At 61.1% G+C, this 19,450-nt stretch carries 10 protein-coding genes; 6 read left to right on the top strand and 4 right to left on the bottom strand.

Annotated features, from left to right (window positions below; translation table 11 throughout):
- Positions 1-39: 39 nt before the first annotated feature.
- The gene (locus tag PMI36_RS19800) at positions 40-1,419 is read right to left on the bottom strand and encodes an aminotransferase-like domain-containing protein (protein WP_008070263.1); all 1,380 of its coding nucleotides are present in this window, start codon (positions 1,417-1,419) and stop codon (positions 40-42) included.
- A 256-nt stretch (positions 1,420-1,675) separates the two neighbouring features.
- Positions 1,676-2,437, bottom strand: a complete 762-nt coding sequence (locus tag PMI36_RS19795) for an SDR family oxidoreductase (RefSeq protein ID WP_008011690.1) — start codon at positions 2,435-2,437, stop codon at positions 1,676-1,678.
- A 236-nt stretch (positions 2,438-2,673) separates the two neighbouring features.
- On the opposite strand from PMI36_RS19795, the gene PMI36_RS19790 reads away from it, so the two are divergent.
- Positions 2,674-3,678, top strand: a complete 1,005-nt coding sequence (locus PMI36_RS19790; RefSeq protein WP_008070265.1) for an NADP-dependent oxidoreductase — start codon at positions 2,674-2,676, stop codon at positions 3,676-3,678.
- 136 nt (positions 3,679-3,814) lie between these two features.
- Here the strand turns inward: PMI36_RS19790 and pyrF are convergent, their stop codons facing one another.
- Positions 3,815-4,513 carry an orotidine-5'-phosphate decarboxylase gene (pyrF, locus tag PMI36_RS19785; RefSeq protein ID WP_008011684.1) on the bottom strand — a complete coding sequence of 233 codons (699 nt, stop codon included), beginning with the start codon at positions 4,511-4,513 and terminating at the stop codon, positions 3,815-3,817.
- A 292-nt stretch (positions 4,514-4,805) separates the two neighbouring features.
- On the opposite strand from pyrF, the gene PMI36_RS19780 reads away from it, so the two are divergent.
- The 3 genes from PMI36_RS19780 (at position 4,806) to xopAW (ending at position 7,702) form a co-directional block, all read left to right on the top strand.
- A complete protein-coding gene (locus PMI36_RS19780) occupies positions 4,806-5,564 on the top strand; it encodes a response regulator (protein ID WP_008070269.1) in 759 nt (252 codons plus the stop codon).
- Positions 5,564-6,616: a sensor histidine kinase gene (locus PMI36_RS19775; protein WP_008070270.1), complete on the top strand. Its 1,053-nt coding sequence runs from the start codon at positions 5,564-5,566 to the stop codon at positions 6,614-6,616. Before PMI36_RS19780 ends, PMI36_RS19775 begins: the two co-directional genes overlap by 1 nt.
- Before the next feature lie 237 nt (positions 6,617-6,853).
- Positions 6,854-7,702 (top strand): XopAW family type III secretion system calcium-binding effector, encoded by an 849-nt coding sequence (xopAW, locus tag PMI36_RS19770; protein ID WP_008070272.1) that lies wholly within the window; start codon positions 6,854-6,856, stop codon positions 7,700-7,702.
- A 352-nt stretch (positions 7,703-8,054) separates the two neighbouring features.
- On the opposite strand, the gene PMI36_RS19765 is transcribed toward xopAW, so the two are convergent.
- Entirely contained in the window at positions 8,055-15,173 is a 7,119-nt protein-coding gene (locus PMI36_RS19765) for a retention module-containing protein (RefSeq protein WP_008070273.1), read from the bottom strand.
- Positions 15,174-15,764: 591 nt separating this feature from the next.
- Between PMI36_RS19765 and PMI36_RS19760 the strand changes: the two genes are divergently transcribed.
- Positions 15,765-17,123, top strand: a complete 1,359-nt coding sequence (locus tag PMI36_RS19760) for a TolC family outer membrane protein (protein ID WP_008070275.1) — start codon at positions 15,765-15,767, stop codon at positions 17,121-17,123.
- 137 nt (positions 17,124-17,260) lie between these two features.
- On the top strand, positions 17,261-19,420 hold the full coding sequence (locus tag PMI36_RS19755) for a type I secretion system permease/ATPase (RefSeq protein WP_008070277.1): 2,160 nt from the start codon (positions 17,261-17,263) through the stop codon (positions 19,418-19,420).
- Positions 19,421-19,450: the final 30 nt, after the last annotated feature.

The following is a 19,450-nucleotide window of genomic DNA, read 5'->3' on the forward strand; positions in this document are numbered from 1 at the left end:
GTTGACATTTGGCAGCGCAACGCGGCTCGTAACCAAACGTCAACAGACCCTGGCGGTGGCCTGGAAAAATGCCCGGGCGCGAGGATCACAGGCATAAGCTATGTTGATCCGCTGCCAGTCATGAGCCTGGCCGGTCGGACTGAACGCCGTCGGACAAGACAGCAGGACACCGAAGCGCCGAGCCTGAGTGCGCACCTGAGCATAGTCAGCGTTGCGCGATCGCGCCCAGATGAACAGGCCGCCAACCGGTTTGCCGAAAACCTCCCACTCCGCGTCTTCGAGGACCTGCAAGGCTGCGTCCCTGCCAATACTTAAACGCTGGCGCTGACGCTGCACCAATTTGCGGTAGGCACCGCTGGCCAACAGACTCGCCAGCACCGACTCGCTGAACCGTGAAGCGCCCATGCTGCTGATCATCTTGACCTGCGCCAGTCGCGAAATCACATCGGCACTGGCCACTACAAAGCCAACCCGCAACGAACTGCTGAGGGTTTTGGAGTAGCTGCCGACGTAGATCACGTTGTCATCGATGCCCAGTGCCGCAAGGCGCGTGCCGGGACCGCTGTGAAAATCCGCATAGACGTCGTCTTCGATCACCCGCACGCCATGGTTTTTGGCCAGTTGCAGGACCTGCTGAGCCACCCCCGGGGTCAAACTGCTGCCAGTGGGGTTGTGATAAAAGCTGTTGATGAACAAGCCACGGGGTTTGTACTTCAGCAGCACCGCCTCGAGTGCTTCGGTGTCTGGCCCGCGCGGGGTTCGTGGCACCTCGATCATGCTGACCCCGTGCAGCCTGAGCAGATCGAACAGCATCGAATAACCGGGACTCTCCACCACCACGCAATCGCCCGGTTTGAACAGCGTACGCACAATCAGATCGAGCCCATGACTGGCCCCTGCCGTGGTCAGTATTCGGCTTTCATCCACCTCGATACTCAGTTGTTTCAACCGCTTGAGGATCTGCTGGCGCAAAGCAGGCAGGCCCAGCGGCGTGCTGTAGTTGAACAACCCGGCCATGTCGGTGCGGCTGACCTGGCGTATGGCGTAGCTCAGGTCGTCAGTCTCGCGCCAGCTTTCGGGCAGGCCGCCGCAACCCAGTTTCAGTTCCTCGACATGGCCGCTTTGCTTCTCCTCAACCCCTTCGAACCAGGGAAGATCGCGTTGCTCCTGAGCGGCCAGCACCGTTGCCGCGACAAAGAAACCCGCCCCGTTACGCGTCTCCAGTACCCCTTGAGCCACCAGCCGTTCACAGGCCTCGACGACACTGGATTGACTGAGCAGATTGATCCGCGCGATTTTTCGCACGGAAGGCAAACGCCCCCCCGGCGTCACCTCGCCGCGACGGAGCCAGTCGGCCAATGCGTCGACGATTTGCTGCACGACAGGCACCAATGCCTCCCGATCGATTCTCAACTCCATGAGCAAGCAAACTCCTGTCCGTTTTGCGGGGAACAGTTAATCACAGGAGCGCTTCAGGGGATGTGCGACAACGCCGCCAAAACCCTCAGATCTAATCATTTGAAACACATTGATCGGCGTCTTCACGGAATCAACTCCGAACAGTAAAAAATGTGGGAGCGGGCTTGCTCGCGAAGACGGTGGCCCGGTCAACATTGATGTCGCCTGACACACCGCTTTCGCGAGCAAGCCCGCTCCCACATGGATTGCACTTGACTTAAAACGCCGTGACCCCACCATCCACCGCCAGCGAATGACCGGTGGTGAACGCCGCGCCGTCGCTGCACAGGTACAGCACCGCGCTGGCAATTTCTTCGACCTTGCCGATACGCCCGACCGGGTGCATGGCATTGGCGAACTCGCCCTTCTTCGGGTCCGCTTCATAGGCTCGACGGAACATGTCGGTGTCGATCACCGCCGGGCACACGGCATTCACGCGAATCTTTTTCTTGGCGTATTCGATGGCCGCCGATTTGGTCAGGCCGATCACCGCGTGCTTGGAGGCTGCGTAGATGCTCATCTTCGGCGCAGCGCCCAGGCCGGCGACCGAAGCGGTGTTGACGATCGCGCCACCGCCCTGGGCCAGCAGCAACGGCAACTGATACTTCATGCACAGCCAGACGCCTTTGACGTTGACGCCCATAATCGCGTCGAACTCATCGACTGTGCCGTCGGCCAGTTTGCCTTTCTCGATTTCGATGCCGGCGTTGTTGAAGGCATAGTCGAGACGACCGTAGGTATTTACCACCTCGTCCATCAGATTTTTTACATCGCTTTCCACCGTGACGTTGCAGCGCACGAAGGTCGCTTCACCGCCGGCGGTGCGAATCAGCGCCACAGTGCCTTCACCACCGGCCGCGTCCAGATCGGCGACCACCACTTTCAAACCTTCGGCGGCGAATGCCAAAGCGGTCGCGCGGCCAATACCGTTGGCCGCGCCTGTCACAACGGCAACCTGGCCAGAAAACGTCATGCTCATTGTTATGTCCTCAGAAGGAAGAATGCAGGGGATCGCGTGTGGCCAGTCTAGTCACAGGGGTGTATGGCGCGGCAGCACTATCAGAAGGCCGGTTGGGCGCCCATGAGTTGCAGTGATAGAACCGCTGCCATGACTATCACTGCACTGGATCGATGTGCATTCGCAGCATCAGCCAACCTTGCAGCATGGCCAATGAAGGTCTATCAACAAGACTTCATTCATCTTGAGTGCCTGTCATGACTACCCAGACCAATCGCCAGTTCCTGCTCGCCAAACGTCCCGTGGGCGCGGCCACCCGCGAGACGTTCACCTATCAAGAAGTACCGGTCGGCGAACCGGCGGCGGGTCAGATTCTGGTCAAGAACGAATACCTGTCCCTGGACCCGGCCATGCGTGGCTGGATGAATGAGGGCAAGTCCTACATCCCTCCGGTCGGCATTGGCGAAGTCATGCGTGCATTGGGCGTAGGCAAGGTCATCGCCTCGAACAATCCGGGTTTCGCCGTGGGGGACTACGTCAATGGCGCCCTTGGTGTGCAGGATTACTTCCTCGGCGAGCCGCGAGGTTTCTATAAAGTCGATCCGACACTGGCACCGCTGCCGCGCTATTTATCCGCGCTGGGCATGACCGGGATGACCGCCTACTTCGCCCTGCTCGATGTCGGCGCGCCGAAAGCCGGCGACACCGTGGTGCTATCGGGCGCGGCCGGTGCGGTGGGCAGCATTGCCGGGCAGATTGCCAAGATCAAAGGCTGCCGGGTGGTCGGCATTGCCGGCGGCGCGGACAAGTGCAAGTTCCTGATCGATGAACTGGGTTTTGACGGCGCCATCGACTACAAAAACGAAGATGTACACGCGGGCCTCAAACGCGAGTGCCCGAAAGGCGTCGACGTGTATTTCGATAACGTCGGCGGCGATATTCTCGATGCCGTGCTGAATCGTCTGAACATGAAGGCGCGGGTGGTGATTTGCGGTGCCATCAGCCAGTACAACAACAAAGAAGCGGTCAAAGGCCCGGCCAACTACCTGTCGCTGCTGGTTAACCGCGCCCGGATGGAAGGCTTTGTGGTGATGGATTACGCCGCACAGTTCGGTGCTGCCGGGCAGGAAATGGCCGGCTGGATGGCCAAGGGGCAGCTCAAGAGCAAGGAAGATATCGTGGAAGGACTGGAAACATTCCCGGAGACGCTGATGAAATTGTTCAGCGGCGAGAATTTCGGGAAGTTGGTGTTGAAGGTTTAACCCATACCTGCAAACAACACGACCCCATGTGGGAGCGGGCTTGCTCGCGAAGAGGGAGTGTCAGTCAACATCGATGTCGACTGACACTCCCTCTTCGCGAGCAAGCCCGCTCCCACATTGGATCTTCGGTGTTTGATCAGGCCAGTTCGGCGACCACGGCGGCCAACGCCTTCGCCGGATCCGCCGCCTGGCTGATCGGACGGCCGATCACCAGGTAGTCGGAACCGGCCTCCAGCGCCTGACGCGGGGTCAGGATGCGGCGCTGATCGTCCTGGGCGCTGCCCGCCGGACGAATCCCCGGGGTCACCAGTTGCAGCGACGGGTGCGCGGTTTTCAGTGCCCGGGCCTCCAGGGCCGAGCAGACCAGACCGTCCATCCCGGCCTTTTCCGCCAGCGCGGCCAGGCGCAGCACCTGCTCCTGCGGCTCGATGTCCAGACCGATACCCGCCAGGTCCTCACGCTCCATGCTGGTCAGCACGGTCACGCCGATCAACAGCGGTTTCGGGCCGCTGCGCTGATCGAGCACTTCACGGCAGGCAGCCATCATGCGCAGACCACCGGAGCAGTGCACGTTGACCATCCACACGCCCATTTCCGCGGCGGCCTTGACGGCCATGGCGGTGGTGTTCGGAATGTCATGAAACTTGAGGTCCAGGAACACTTCGAAGCCTTTGTCGCGCAAAGTGCCGACGATTTCCGAGGCGCAACTGGTGAACAGTTCTTTACCGACTTTGACCCGGCACAGCTTCGGGTCCAGCTGATCGGCCAGCTTCAGTGCGGCGTCACGGGTAGGGAAATCCAGGGCGACGATGATAGGCGTCTGGCAGGCGGACATGAGTGGGCTCTCAGGCAAGTCGAAATCGGCGCGCATTGTAGCGGAACCAGCGCCGCTGCGGGACCCGATGATCGGTAATTCGTCGTCGCGGCTTAGACAAGACTAGCTCCTGCGGCAATTGTGTCGAATTCGGTACACACACGACACGCCCACAACACCCTTCAGCGCTACCCTCGGCAGCCGCAACAGGTCCTACAGCACTTCCCGCCTCACGGCCGGACGCCTATGCTGAAGCCACAACCTCGCAGCCTATCTTTGTGGTTGGCAGCCTATCTGGCAGATGAACGCACGCATGCACAACTCCCCAGCACCTCTGAACGACGATCAAAAAGCGCCGGCCGACGATAAACGCTGGAGCATTCGCGCCCTGATCGTCGACGATGACGTCCCGATCCGTGAACTGATGATCGACTACCTGGCCCGGTTCAATATCCACGCCAGCGGTGTCACCGATGGCGCCGCCATGCGTCAGGCGCTGCAAGCCGAGCATTTCGACGTGGTGGTGCTCGACCTGATGCTGCCCGGCGAAGACGGTTTGTCGTTGTGCCGCTGGTTGCGCGCCGAATCGGACATCCCGATCCTGATGCTCACCGCCCGCTGCGAACCCACCGACCGGATCATCGGCCTGGAACTGGGTGCCGACGACTACATGGCCAAGCCATTCGAGCCACGGGAACTGGTCGCACGGATTCAGACCATTCTGCGTCGGGTGCGCGACGACCGCACCGAACAACGTGCGAATATTCGCTTCGACAACTGGCGCCTCAATAGCGTGCTGCGCCAGTTGATCGCCGCCGATGGCCTGGTGGTGCCGTTGTCCAACGCCGAATTCCGTTTGCTCTGGGTGTTCATCGAACGTCCGCGCCGGGTACTCAGCCGCGAACAACTGCTAGACGCCGCCCGTGGTCGCTCGATCGAAGCCTTTGATCGCAGCATCGATTTGCTCGTCTCGCGCCTGCGCCAGAAACTGGGTGATGACCCGAAAGCCCCACAGCTGATCAAGACCGTTCGCGGCGAGGGTTATCTGTTCGACGCACGAGACATCGGCTGATGCGTACGCGCTTCGATACGCTGTTCGGCCGCCTGTTTGGCGTGCTGCTGCTGGCGATCGTACTGGCGCACCTGTTGGCGTTCTTCTGGTTCAGGCATTACGGTCCACCGCCTCCCCCTCCTGCGCCGTCGGAATTTTCCGAGCGCTTTGACGGACAACGCCCACCACCAGATCCGCGCTTCGGCAACCGGCCGCCACGGCCGTGGTTCGGCGGGCCGCTGGTGCCGCTGACCTTTCAGTTTGTCTCGCTGATCATCGCCGCCTGGTACGGCGCCAAGCTGCTGACCCGCCCGATTCAACGCCTGAGCGACGCTGCCGAGCGCCTGAGTGAAAACCTCGATAGCCCACCGCTGGATGAGTCGGGCCCACGGGAAGCGCGGCAAGCGGCGCACACCTTCAACCTGATGCAGAAGCGCATTCTTGAACAGGTGCAGCAGCGCTCGCGGATGCTTGGCGCGGTGTCCCATGACCTGCGCACGCCGCTGTCACGGCTCAAGCTGCGGCTGGAGCAGATCGACGACGACAAGCTGCAAGGCCAGATGCGTCAGGACCTGAACGACATGATCAGCATGCTCGACTCCACTCTCACCTACCTGCACGAACAGCGCACCAGTGAGGCGCCACAATGGATGGACGTGCAGGCGCTGGTGGAATCCCTGAGCGAAAACGCCCAGGACCAGGGTTCCAATGTCCAGGCCAGCGGCCATTGCGCGCCGTTGCAGGTTCAGCCGATGGCCCTGCGCTCGTGTATCAATAACCTGCTGGATAACGCCCTGCGTTATGCCGGGGACGCGCTGATCACGCTTGAGGACAGTCGCGAGGAACTGGTGATCCGGGTTATCGACCATGGCCCGGGTATCGCGGCGGATAAACGTGAAGCGGTGTTTGAGCCATTCTTTCGCCTGGAAGGTTCACGTAATCGCAACTCCGGCGGCGTCGGCCTGGGCATGACCATCGCAAGGGAAGCAGCGGAGCGGTTGGGTGGGCAGTTGAGTCTGGAAGAGACTTCCGGTGGTGGTTTAACCGCCGTCATTCGCCTGCCCCGCCTCTAAATCACACACAAATCCAATGTGGGAGCGGGCTTGCTCGCGAAAGCGGTGTGTCAGGTGACATCAATGTTGACTGTGCCGCCGTCTTCGCGAGCAAGCCCGCTCCCACAGGATCGTAGGCGGGCCTGATATCTGTTTGTGTACCGGACGGTACAAACCCCACATACCCACGACAACTCACCCCTTGAGGCTGCATAAGCCGGTGCACTCACCGGCTTCCCATTCCAAGGAGTGAGCACAATGATCGGCAGTGTCAGCAGCAACTACACGAGCTATACCAGCACCAGCAGCACCTCCACCAACAGCGCCCGCGGCCAGCAATTCCAGAAAGATCTGCTCGCCAAACTCGACAGCAACAGCGACGGCGCGGTGGATCAGGACGAACTCAAGAGCGCTCTGACGCAGAAAACCGATGACGGTTTGCTGGTCAGCCTGAGCAAGAACTTCAGCGATCTGGACAGCGACGAAAGCGGTAGCCTGAGCAGTGAAGAGATGGCCGCGATGGCCCCTCCACCGCCACCGCATGATCAGGCACCGAGCACCGAACTGGCCGATGCGCTGATCAGCGCTCTGGACACTGACGGCGACGGCGCCATCAGCAGCGATGAACTCAGCAACGGCCTGACCAGTGCCGGCAGCACTGCCGACAGCACGGAAATCTTCTCGGCGCTGGACAAGAACGAAGACGGCACCGTCAGTCAGGACGAACTTGTCGCCAGCCTGACCCCTCCGCCTCCACCACCTCAGCAGGTGTCCAGCGAAGAGCTGTTCAGCCAGCTCGATACCGACAGCGACGGCAGTGTCACAGCCACCGAACTGAGCAGCGCCCTGGCCAGCGATAGCACCTCGTCGACCAGCACCGACACCAGTGCCGCACTGCTCAAGATCCTGGACAGCGACAGCAGCGGTGGCGTCAGCAGCGATGAACTGAAAACCGCCCTGCAAGCCGGCCGCGAGCAGAACACTGACAGCTCCACCAATCAGTTCAACGTGACCGAAGCCCTGAACAAAATGATCGCCAACCTGAGCAAGCAGTATTCGCTCGACAACGTGGCGACCGTGGGCAAATACCTGAACGAAGCGACCTGAGTCAAAAGCTTCGCGGGCAAGCCTCGCTCCTACTGATGTGCAGGGCACTGATGCCACGTCCCCCCGTAGGAGCGAGGCTTGCCCGCGAAGAGGCCCTAAGCCCCAACAAAAAACCAGGGCCGGATATCTGAATCCGGGCCTGGCTTTTTTGCTTCAGCGGCACAGGCTTGGTAGATCAACAGATCGCAGCCTTCGTCAGCTCCTGCGCGCGATTGTGCTCAACCGCGATAGGGCGGTGAACACCGAATCCGTAGGAGCTGCCGAAGGCTGCGATCTTTTGACGTTCAAAACCCCAAACAACAAAAAGCCCGCCATTTCTTTCCAAAGAAATGGCGGGTTTTGTACTTTCAGTTCACACCGTATCCACCTTCAACGAATGGTCATTGAGCATGCCGTTGATGATCGTCGCCGTATCCGCGCCGCCGGCAATCACCCCGCCCGCCCCGGGGGTGACGCCGTAGTGGCTGGCCAGGTTCACGCCGGCAAGGTCGATGGTCTGGTTCGGCGTAGCGCCGGCCATGGCGCTGACGTCGATGCTGGTGATGACCGATGCGCCGCTGCCGCTGACAGTGAAGTGCAGGTAGTCATCCAGCGATGCCGCGGTGCCGTTTTCCCCTTGCAGCAGTTGCGACAGGTCGAGTTTGTCGGTGCCTGGGGTGAAGTCGGTGATGACGTCGTGGCCGCTGTTGCCTTTGAGCCACTGGAAGGTGTCGGCGCCGCTGCCGCCGGTGAGGGTGTTGTTGCCCAGGCCACCGATCAGGAAGTCATCGCCGCCCCCGCCGTTGAGCACATCGTTGCCCAGACCGCCGTTGATGATGTTGCTGTTGTTGTCGCCCATGAGGCTGTCGTTGAAGTTCGAGCCGGTGAGGTTTTCGATGCCGGTCAGGGTGTCGGTGCCGGCGCCAAGGGTGTCTTGCGCGGTGAGCTGACTCAGGTTGACGGTGACTCCGGCGGCGGCATGGGCGTAGCTCGCGGTGTCGTTGCCGGTGCCGCCATCGAGCAGGTCGTTGCCCGCTCCGCTGAACAGCAAGTCATTGCCGGCGCCACCGTGCAACTCGTTGTTGCCTGAACCTGCGGAGAGTACGTCGTTGCCGTCGCCGGCATTGATGACGTTGTTGCCGGTACCCGCCACCAGTACATCATCGCCCGAAGTGCCGGTGAGGGTGTGGCCATCCTGATAACTGATGGTCACGCCCGCGCTATCGCTGCCGCCATGGTTGTCGTTGACGGTGTAGGTACCGTGAAAGTCCGGCGTGGTTTCGTAGGCTCCGGCGTAGTTGACGGTCATGGTCAGTTGGTAATTTTCCGACCCCTTCCCGCTGTTACCCGGACCACCATCGTCGATGTTGGTAATGTGGATCTGGTACGTGCCGTCTGCCGTAGCGGTGATGGTCTGGCCGTCAGCGATGGCAATGAAAGCGCCGCCGTTGACCGAGTACTCCATGGTGACGTGGCCGGCCGCCAGGTTGTGGTCGAGGTTGAGGGTTTCACCCTGCTTGAGGTTGACGGTGATCTGGTCCTCGTCGTTGGTATTGTTGCTGCTGACCGCCCCCAATGCCCCGCTGACCACCAGCACCGCAGTCATGGCTGCCGTGTTGGCGACGAATGCGCTACGGGCGATGGTCACTGCCTGGTTATTTCCGGTGAAGCTGAAGTTCGAGTTGGTACCGGTGAAGTCCGCGCCCTTGGTCAGCCAACCGGTGTTGAAGGTGGTTGGCGATGCAGTGAGCGCATCGCCATCGGCATCGGTGTCGTTAGCCAGCAGCAGCTCTCCCGGCACCACAATGCTGCCCGACAGCACGTTGGTGATGACGTGGTCATCGACCGCCACTGGTGGCGTGTTCGGAATCACGTTGATCACCAGCGTGGAGCTGGCCAGATCGCCGTCATTGTCGCTGGCGGTGAAGCCAATGTTTTCGGTGATCACCGCCGCCGTGGTTTTCTGCGAGAGGTAGGTGTACTCGCCGGTATCGAGGTTCACCAGCAGCGTGCCACTGTTGTTGGTAGCGATGCTCAAGGTGTTATCGGCGGTGTTGAAGGTGCCGTGGTTGACGCCGCCGCTGAAGATCAGCGAACCCTGATTGCTGTTGCCTTTGGGGTCATAGGTATAAGTGGTGCCATCGACGGTGATGGTTTTGATGAAGCCGCCATCGGCGCCGAACGTACCGCCCTCGCCCTCGCCCAGCAGCAAGCCGGTGACCGGCGCGCCTTGCACGGTGCCCGAGAGTACCGAGTTGAGTTGATTGAGGTCGGTCACTGCCACGGCATTGGTGTCGGTGTGCGTGCTGCCGTCATAGGCCACTGGATCGAGGCTGTCATTACTGACGCCGCTGCCCAGGCCGATGGCGTAGTTTTTGATGCCATTGGCGTCGAGGAAGGCTTTGAGCGCGGCCTCGTCCGCGGTGCCGATGTCGCCTTCGTTGGGTTTGCCATCGGAGAAGAAGTAGCCGACGTTCTGCGCCCCGGTGAGTTTGCCCGAGGTATCGAACGCGGTTTGCATGGTCGCCACGGCCACGTCGTAGTTGGTCCCGCCACCCGCCGTCAACGTCGCGATGATCGACTTGGCCGTCGCCACATCGACCCACACCGAGGTCTGGTCCGTGGCGCTACTGCTGAAGGTGACGACCTGCACTTTCACATCGCCCAGATTGTCGTACTTGTCGAGCAGTGTGCTGATCGCCTGTTTGGCCAGCTCCAGTCGCGACAGGCCCGATACACCGGAGGGATCGTCCATGCTTCCGGACACGTCGATCACCAGCAGCAGGTTGGAGTCGATCTGCACCGCGGGCACCGAACGGTCCGAGGCGACGGCGTTAGACGGCACGTCATCGACGATGCTGACCACAAGGGTGCCGGTGGTGCTGTTGCCCACCGAATCGGTGGCGGTGTAGGTGAAGCTTTCGCTCAGGGTGTTCGCGCCGTCGTTGGCGTTGGGCGAAGTTTTCGGCGCCGAGGTCAGGGTGTAGGTGTAGCTGCCGTCGGGGTTGAGCAGGATCTGCCCGTAGGTTCCGGTGGCGCTGCCGACCAGGGTGTAGGTGATTGCGCCGGTGGCGCCGGTGACCGAACCGACCAATGTCCCCGAACCGGTTTCTCCCGTGTTGCCAGGCTCGCTGCCGATGACCGTACCCGCCGCCAGGTCCTGCCCGTTCTGGGTCAAATCCAGGGCTTTTTCGTAGACCGTCACGTCGGTATCGGTGGTCGTTACGAGGCAGTTGTTGTGGACGTCGATGGTCAGGATGGTGGTGCTTTCATCGCCATCGGCATCACGCACGGTATAGGTGAACACATCCGTGGCGCCCGCCTCGCCGACCGAGTTCGGATTGCTGTGGTACACGGCGTTGCCGCTGGCATCCAGCGTCAGGTAGCCGTAGGTGCCGTTGATTTGCGTGTTCAAACCGCCGATGGCCGAAGTCGAAGTGTCGCTGCCGGCCCGCACGCCGACCACTGCACCTCCCACTGCAGGGCCGTCAGCACCGAGCACATCGTTGTGCAGCACATTACCGCTGACGGTCCCGCCCTCTACCACCGCGACTGAATCGCAGTAAGCAGTCGGCACGTCATCGACGATGGTGATCACGATGGTACTGGTGATGCTGTTGCCCACCGAATCGGTGGCGGTGTAGGTGAAGCTTTCGCTCAGGGTGTTCGCGCCGTCGTTGGCGTTGGGCGAAGTTTTCGGCGCCGAGGTCAGGGTGTAGGTGTAGCTGCCGTCGGGGTTGAGCAGGATCTGCCCGTAGGTTCCGGTGGCGCTGCCGACCAGGGTGTAGGTGATCGCGCCAGTGGCGCCGGTGATGGAACCGGCCAGCGTGCCGGAAGCGGTTTCGCCGGTATTGCCAGGGTCGCTGCCGGTGACCGTGCCTGCTGCCAGGTCCTGGCCATCCTTGGTCAAATCCAGCGCTTTCTCCTGAACCGTAACGTCGGTATCGGGAGCCACAACGAGGGAGCAGTTGGACACGTCGATGGTAATGGTCGTGGTGCTTTCATCGCCGTCGCCATCGCGCACGGTGTAGGTGAACACGTCCGTGGCACCCGGCGCGCTGACCGAGTTCGGGTTGCTGTGGTACACGGCGTTGCCGTTGGCATCCAGCGTCAGGTAGCCGTAGGTGCCGTTGATTTGCGTGTTCAAACCACCGATGGCCGAGGTCGAAGTGTCGCTGCCGGCGCGCACGCCGACCACTGCACCACCCGCCGCAGGGCCGTCGGCACCGAGCACATCATTGCCCAACACATTACCGCTGACGGTCCCACCCTCCGCCACCGCGACTGCATCGGCGTGAGCGGTGGGTACGTCATCGACGATATTGATCACGATAGTGCTGGTGACGCTGTTGCCCAAGGGATCGGTCGCTTGATAGGTGAAGCTTTCACTCAGGGTATTCGGCCCGTCGTTAGCGTGGGGCGTGGTGGTTGGTGGGGAGGTCAGGGTGTAGGTGTAGCTGCCGTCGGGGTTGAGCAGGATTTGCCCATAAGTCCCGGTGGCGCTGCCAACCAGGGTGTAAGTGATCGTGCCAGTGGCGCCAGTAACCGAGCCCACCAACGTACCGGAGCCGGTTTCACCGGCATTGCCCGGCTCGCTGCCGGTGACGGTGCCTGCTGCCAGGTCCTGGCCATCCTGGGTCAGATCCAGGGCTTTTTCGTTAACCGTCACGTCGCTGTCGCTGGCCGCTACAAGGGTGCAGTCCGCCACGTTGATGGTGATGGTTGTGGTGCTTTCATCGCCATCAGCATCGCGCACGGTATAGGTGAACACGTCCGTGGCGCCCGGTGCGCTGACCGAATTCGGGTTGCTGTGGTACACGGCATTGCCGTTGGCATCCAGAGTCAGGTAGCCGTAGGTGCCGTTGATTTGCGTGTTCAAGCCACCAATAGCCGGAGTCGAGGTGTCGCTGCCGGCGCGCACGCCAACCACCGCACCACTGAGTGCCGGGCCGTCGGCGCCACCGATGTCATTGTTCAGCACGTTGCCCGAGGCCGTTGCGCCTTCGGCTATCGTGGCGAGATCAGGGTTGGCGGTGGGCAAGTCATCGACGATGTTGACGTTGATCTGACCCAATGCCGTGCTGCCATCGACGTCGGTGGCGACGACGTTGAGGTTCTCGGTGATGCTGTTGGTGCCGTCGGCGTTCGGATGGGTTTCGTTATCCGTCAGGGTGTAGCTGTAACTGACTACGCCGGTGGTGCTGTTGAAACCGGTGACGGTCAGCGTATTGCCGAGCGCGGTGACAATCGATTGCGGGAAGCCGGCGACCACGCCACCGGTGACCACTGCGATGCCGCCCACGGTCAGGGTTTGCAAACCGTCGAGGGCGGTGACGGTGAAGGTGCCGCTCTGGGTCAAGGCAGGTGTGTTGGGGTTGGTGCCGTCGCTGAGGTTTTTCTCGTAGACGGTGAGTTCGCCGCCGTTGACGTTCAGGCCATCGAGGGTCACTGGGTCATCGTTGTTGTGAATCTCCAGCACCAGCGTCGCGGTGCTGGTATCGCCATCGGAATCGGTGAGGGTGTAGACGAAATTCTCGGTAGCGCTTCCCCCACCGTTCAAGGCTTTGAAGTCGGCATCGCTGGTGTTCAGGGTGTAGGTATAGGTGCCGTTGGCGTTGAGTAGCAGGGTGCCGTAAGTCCCGTTGAACGTGCCGCCGATGACCGGCCCGCTGTCGGGGCCAGTAGGAATGCGGTCAGCGCCCTGGATGTCGTTGGGCAGCACGCTGCCGATTAACGTCAGCAGGGTTTCCGAGGCGGTGTTGGCATTACTGTCGTCCACGGCTTGTGGCACGTCATCGACGATATTCACATCGAGAATGCCGTGGGCGGTGGTGCCATTGTCGTCCACCATGGTTACCGCAAATTGCCCGGCGAGCCTGTCGGCGCCGCTGGTATCCGGATGCGCGTCGTTAGCGTTTAGGGTGTAGCTATAAGTGATCACGCCGGTGGCACGATCAAACCCGGTGATGGTCAGCGTATTGCCGAGCGGCGTGACGAACGTCTGCGGGAAGTCTGCTGCCAGACCGCCAAGCACCACGTTGATTGCACCGACGCTAAGGGTTTGCACACCGTCTGGCGCCGTGATGGTGAAAGTGCCGCTCCGGGTCAGCGCCGGTGCATCGGGGTCACTGCCGTCAGCGAGGTTTTTCTCGTAAACAGTCAACTCGCCGCCTTCGGCATTCAGCCCACCGATGATCACCGGGTCATCGTTGTTGTGAATCTCCAGCACCAGGTTCGCGGTGCTGGTATCGCCGTCGGCATCTGTCAGGGTATAGATGAAGGTTTCCGTAGCGCTGCCGCCGCCGTGCAAGGCTTTGAAGTCGGTGTCGCTGGTGTTCAGGGTGTAGGTGTACGTGCCGTTGGGGTTGAGCACCAGCGTGCCGTAAGTCCCGTTGAACGTGCCGCCGATGATCGGCCCGCTGTCGGGGCCGGTGGCAATACGGTCGGCGCCCTGGAGGTCGTTAGGCAGCACACTGCCAGTCAGGGTCAGCAGGGTTTCCGAGGCGGTATTGGCGTTGGTGTCGTCAATGGCTTTGGGCACATCGTCGGTGATGTTGACGTCCAGCGAACCGGTGGCGGTATCGCCATTGCTGTCACTCGCGACCACGGTGAACTGTTCACTGAGGTTGTTGGCGCCATCGCCAGCCGAGTGGGTTTCGTTGCCGACCAAGGTGTAGCTGTAACTCACCACGCCAGTGGCCGGGTTGTAGCCGGTAATCGTCAGGGTGTTGCCCAATTGAGTGGTGATCGACTGCGGAAAACCGGTGGGCACACCGCCACTGATCACGTTGATCCCGCCGATGTTCAGGCTGGTCAGCCCGTCAGCGGCAATGATTGTGAAGGTGCCGTTTTGAGTCAGCGCTCCAGGGTTGCTGGCCGAACCGTCCGCCAGGTGGGCTTCATTGAGGGTCAGTTCGCCTCCCGCCGCCGACAGGCCGATGAGGGTGACCGGGTTATTCGGTGCATCGCCGCTATCGCCATTGTCTGGATCAGTATCCCGGCGCTCCAGGAGAAACTCCGGAATACCGTTGAAGCCCGCGGTGGGGAAACCAATCGTGGGATCGACCCGGCCCGCCACTTCCTCCAGCAACACAAAACTGTGACCGCCGCCCAATCCACCCGGCGCGCCCGAGCCCGGTCCAGCGGCAGTGGCTTCGCCTGTTTGAGTCGGGTCGGCGCCGGCGGCAATGGCTTTTTGCAGTTGCTCGACATCGGTCAGTTGCGCCTGGCTCGGCGTTACCGCATCGGCGGTCTCCACATGCGGGACCTGATGCGCCAGTAATTGGGCCGTCATCTGCAGGCTGCTGTCACGCCCCAGGGTCAGCTCCTGGCCATTTTGCAGTTGCACCGCCACCGCGCCTTCGGCCCCGGTGACCAGTTGCTCGCCGGCAAACAGCCGATCGCCCTCGACCAGGGTGCGTCGGGTGCCATCACCCGCCACTGCGTACACCTGACCGATGACCTTACTGACGATACCGATGAGCGTTGCCATGTGCATTTCCTCCGCTGCCAACTGCTGTCGGCATCCTGTTTGCGCGAAGAACGTGCCCATGGTTCAAGCAGGTTGGCCTGACGGATCGTTTGCCGAGAAAGCGTTTACCTGACGTAAACCACTGCCTCCCGACACTTTCGCCAGGCGTGTCGCTCGCAAGGGGAATTTCTGGATCGGGATAAAACCCTCTGCAATCAATGGCATCGGGATCCACTTCCGAAATAACCGCCCTGCTAACGATGCGTAACGGTTTTGAATCACTTGAGTGACAAAAAATTGTCGCCCCTAAACCGTCTCGCTTCCCTCCCCTCCAGCACTTCTTCGCTCTGTGTCGAAAAGTGAATTGAACTTTCCTCAAGCCCTTCGATGCTCCTGAGAGCTCATAAACAAAGGCTTTCGCATTGAACAATGTGCTGGATTTTTCAGAGCGCATAAGTTTTTTTCGGCATAAGCGTTATGAGAAATCCTTCTTAGCTTCGCGTCAGGATGTTCTTAGCTCTGTTGTAACAAGGGTGAGACGGTTTCACTTAAAAATAACGTCAAATATTTGGCGACTCACTAAGTACCATCAGGAATCAGGGAGAGGCATCCATGCGCGTTTTAACCCCCCTCTGCAGCGCGATTTTGCTGGCCATGGCCTGCACTTCTCAGGCTCAGGCGATGTCATTGACCGAGGCGATCCAGAGCACCATTGCGACCCACCCGGAACTGGCGTCGCGGGTCGATGCCCGGCTCTCGGCCGACGAGCAGGTTAAAGTCGCAAAAGGGGGCTTTTATCCATCGGTGGATTTGAACGCCGGCTACGGGCGCGGGTACAGCGATAACACCACCACTCGGGCGCAGGGCAATCACCACACCGAAATCCTCAACTACACCCAATCGGAACTGCGCCTGCGGCAGATGCTGTTCGACGGTTTCAACACCTCCAACGAAGTCGCGCGCACCAAAGGCGTGGCCAATTCGCGAGCCTATTACGCCCAGGGCACCGCCCAGGATCTGGCCCTGCGCACCGTCGAGGTGTACCTCGAAGTGCTCAAGCGTCGCGAACTGGTGACCCTGGCCAAGAACAACCTGCAAGCGCACATGCGAGTCAACGACCAGATCGGCCTGCGCACTCAGCGTGGGGTCGGCAGCAACGCCGACTCCGACCAGTCCACCGCTCGCCGGGCACTGGCGCAAAACAACCTCGACACCGCCGAAGTCGATCTGGCCGATGCCGAGACAAATTTCTACAGCGTCGTGGGGCGCATGCCCGATGAACTCGAAGCACCGCCGTCGACCCGCGGCGAATTGCCCGCCACCCTGCCGGAAGCCCAGCAGAGCATGGTGGAAAACAACCCGTACCTGAAATCCGCCCAGGCCGATGTGCAATCGGCCGAGAGCCAGTACGAAGTCGCCAAGTCGCCGTTCTACCCGCGTTTTGACGCTGAAGCGGCGGTGGGCGCGAATAACAATATTCAGGGCGACGAAGGCCACGACAACGAATGGCGAGTGGGTGTGGTGATGAACTACAACCTGTTCCGCGGTGGCAGCGACAAGGCCCGGCTGGCCTCCGATGCGCACCAGATCAACCAGGCGCTGGACATCCGCAACAACGCCCTGCGCCAGCTCAACGAGAACATCCACCTGGCCTGGAACGCCATGCTCAACGCCAAGAAACAAACCCCGACCGCCCGTGAATACGCCGAAACCACCACCCGTGTGCGGGCCGCGTATCAGGATCAGTTCGGCCTTGGTCAACGGACCTTGCTCGACTTGCTCGACAGTGAAAACGAGCTTTACAACGCCAACCGCCGCTACACCGAAGTGCGCTACACCGAGGAGTTTTCGATGTACCGCGTGCTGGCGAACATGGGTCAGTTGCTGAGCAAACAACGGGTGGTGCTGCCTGCCGATGCGATCGCCGCCACCGAAGTGAAAAACGAAGCTCGCTTGCCTGAACTGAAATGAAATACCCCTGTAGGAGCTGCCGAAGGCTGCGATCTTTTGATCTTGATCTTTAAAAGCAAAATCAAAAGATCGCAGCCTTCGGCAGCTCCTACAGGGAAATGTGTATCCATTGCCACGGTTCAACAGGAGCGTTCAATGTGACCAGCATGGAAACCGGCAACACGGGTGTCGATCCGCGTCTGAGCTTCGATGACCCGCTTCTGGACGGTCTGTTGATCCTCTGCAAACTTCATGGCGCGACGGTCAGTCGCGCCAGCCTGAGTGCCGGGCTGCCAATGGCACACCAACGTTTGAGCCTGGACTTGCTGCCGCGCGCAGCAGCCCGGGCCAGTTTGCAGGCGCGTGTGCTGCGCCGTGAACTGGGGGAAATTTCCGCGCTCAACCTGCCCGTGATGCTGATCCTCAACCATGGTCGCTGCGCAATCTTGCGTCGCTTCGGCGATGACGGTCAGGCGCTGATTCTGCCGAGCGAAGCCGATGGCGGAGAACAATGGGTCAGCACGGACGAGCTGGCCGCCAACTACAGCGGCCAGGCCTTGTTCGCCCGGCCGCGGCATGAACTCGAAGACTTGCGCGCGCCGCTGGTGCCAAGAGTCGAGGCGTGGTTTCGCGATACGTTGAAGTTGTCGAAGTGGCTGTACAGCGATGCGATTCTGGCGAGTTTCCTGATCAACCTGCTGGGGCTGATGGTGCCGCTGTTTGTGATGCAGACCTACGACCGAGTGGTGCCAAACCAGGCCACTTCAACGTTGTGGGTGCTGTCGATCGGCTTGCTGATCGGCACCGGTTTCGAACTGGTGCTGCGGGTGGTTCGCGCGCACTTGCTGGACACCGCCGGGAAGAAAACCGACGTGATTCTTTCGGCGACCTTGTTCGAACGCATCACCGGCATGGCGATGAAAGCGCGGCCAGCAACCATCGGTGGTTTCGCCCAGAGCATTCATGACTTTCAGGGCCTGCGCGAATTTCTCACCGCCGTCACGCTGACCAGCCTGATCGATCTGCCCTTCGCGGTGCTGATGCTGGTGGTGATCGGCCTGCTCGGTGGCTGGCTGGTGGTGATTCCGCTGTTGGCATTCCCCATCACTATCATTTTTGCCATGGTGATTCAGGCACGTCTGCGCGACACCGTGCAGAAGAGTCTGAGCCTCGGCGCCGAACGTCAGGCCTTGCTGATCGAAACCCTCGGCGGCCTGGAAACCCTCAAGGCCTGCAGCGCCGAAAGCGAACGCCAGCACAAATGGGAAAGCACCCACGGCGCCCTCACCCGCCTCGACAGCCACGCGCGCAACCTCTCGGCGCTGGCCACCAACGGCACGTTGTTCATTCAGCAGTTCTGCGGCATGGCGACCATCGTCGCCGGGGTCTACAGCATCATCGCCGGCAACCTCAGCGTCGGCGCGCTGGTGGCGACCTACATGCTTGGTAGCCGCGTGCTCGCGCCGCTGGGACAGATCGCCGGGCTGATCACCCGTTATCAGCAAGCACAACTGACCATGAAAAGCACCGATGCGCTGATGTCGTTGCCACAAGAACGTGACGCCAAGCAGCGGCCGCTGGAGCGCACGCAATTGCAAGGCGCACTCGACGTCAGCGGCGTGACGTTCCACTACAACGGCCAGAATGCGCCGGCCCTGGCCAACGTCAGCTTCAGCATGAAGCCGGGCGAACGGATCGGCATCATCGGCCGCAGCGGTTCAGGCAAAAGCACGTTGGCGCGGCTGGTGATGGGTTTCTATGCGCCGGAAGAAGGCCAGTTGCTGCTCGATGGCCTGGACCTGCGGCAACTGGACGTCGCCGACCTGCGCCAACAGATCGGTTACGTCGCCCACGACCTGCCGCTGCTGGCCGGCAGCCTGCGCGACAACCTGACCCTCGGCGCGCGCTACATCAGCGATGCCCGGATGCTCGAAGTCGCCGAACTGACCGGCGTCACCGAACTGGCTCGCCAACATCCCCATGGCTTCGACCGGCCGGTGGGTGAACGCGGTCAGTTGCTGTCGGGCGGTCAACGCCAAGCAGTGTTGCTGGCGCGAGCCTTGTTGCTCGACCCGCCGATCATGCTGCTCGACGAACCCACCAGCGCCATGGACAACAGCAGCGAAGACGTCCTGCGGCAAAAACTCCACGGCTGGATTCAGGGCAAAACCCTGCTGTTGGTCACTCACCGCACCTCGATGCTCAGCCTGGTGGACCGATTGGTGGTGCTGGACAACGGGCGGATCGTCGCCGACGGCCCCAAAGAAGCGGTCATCGATGCACTGCGCAAGGGCCGTGTCGGCTCTGCGACGGTTTAGGGGCACTGACACATGAACTGTGGCGAGGGA

It is taken from the genome of Pseudomonas sp. GM79, assembly GCF_000282495.1.
Classification (GTDB): Bacteria; Pseudomonadota; Gammaproteobacteria; order Pseudomonadales; family Pseudomonadaceae; genus Aquipseudomonas.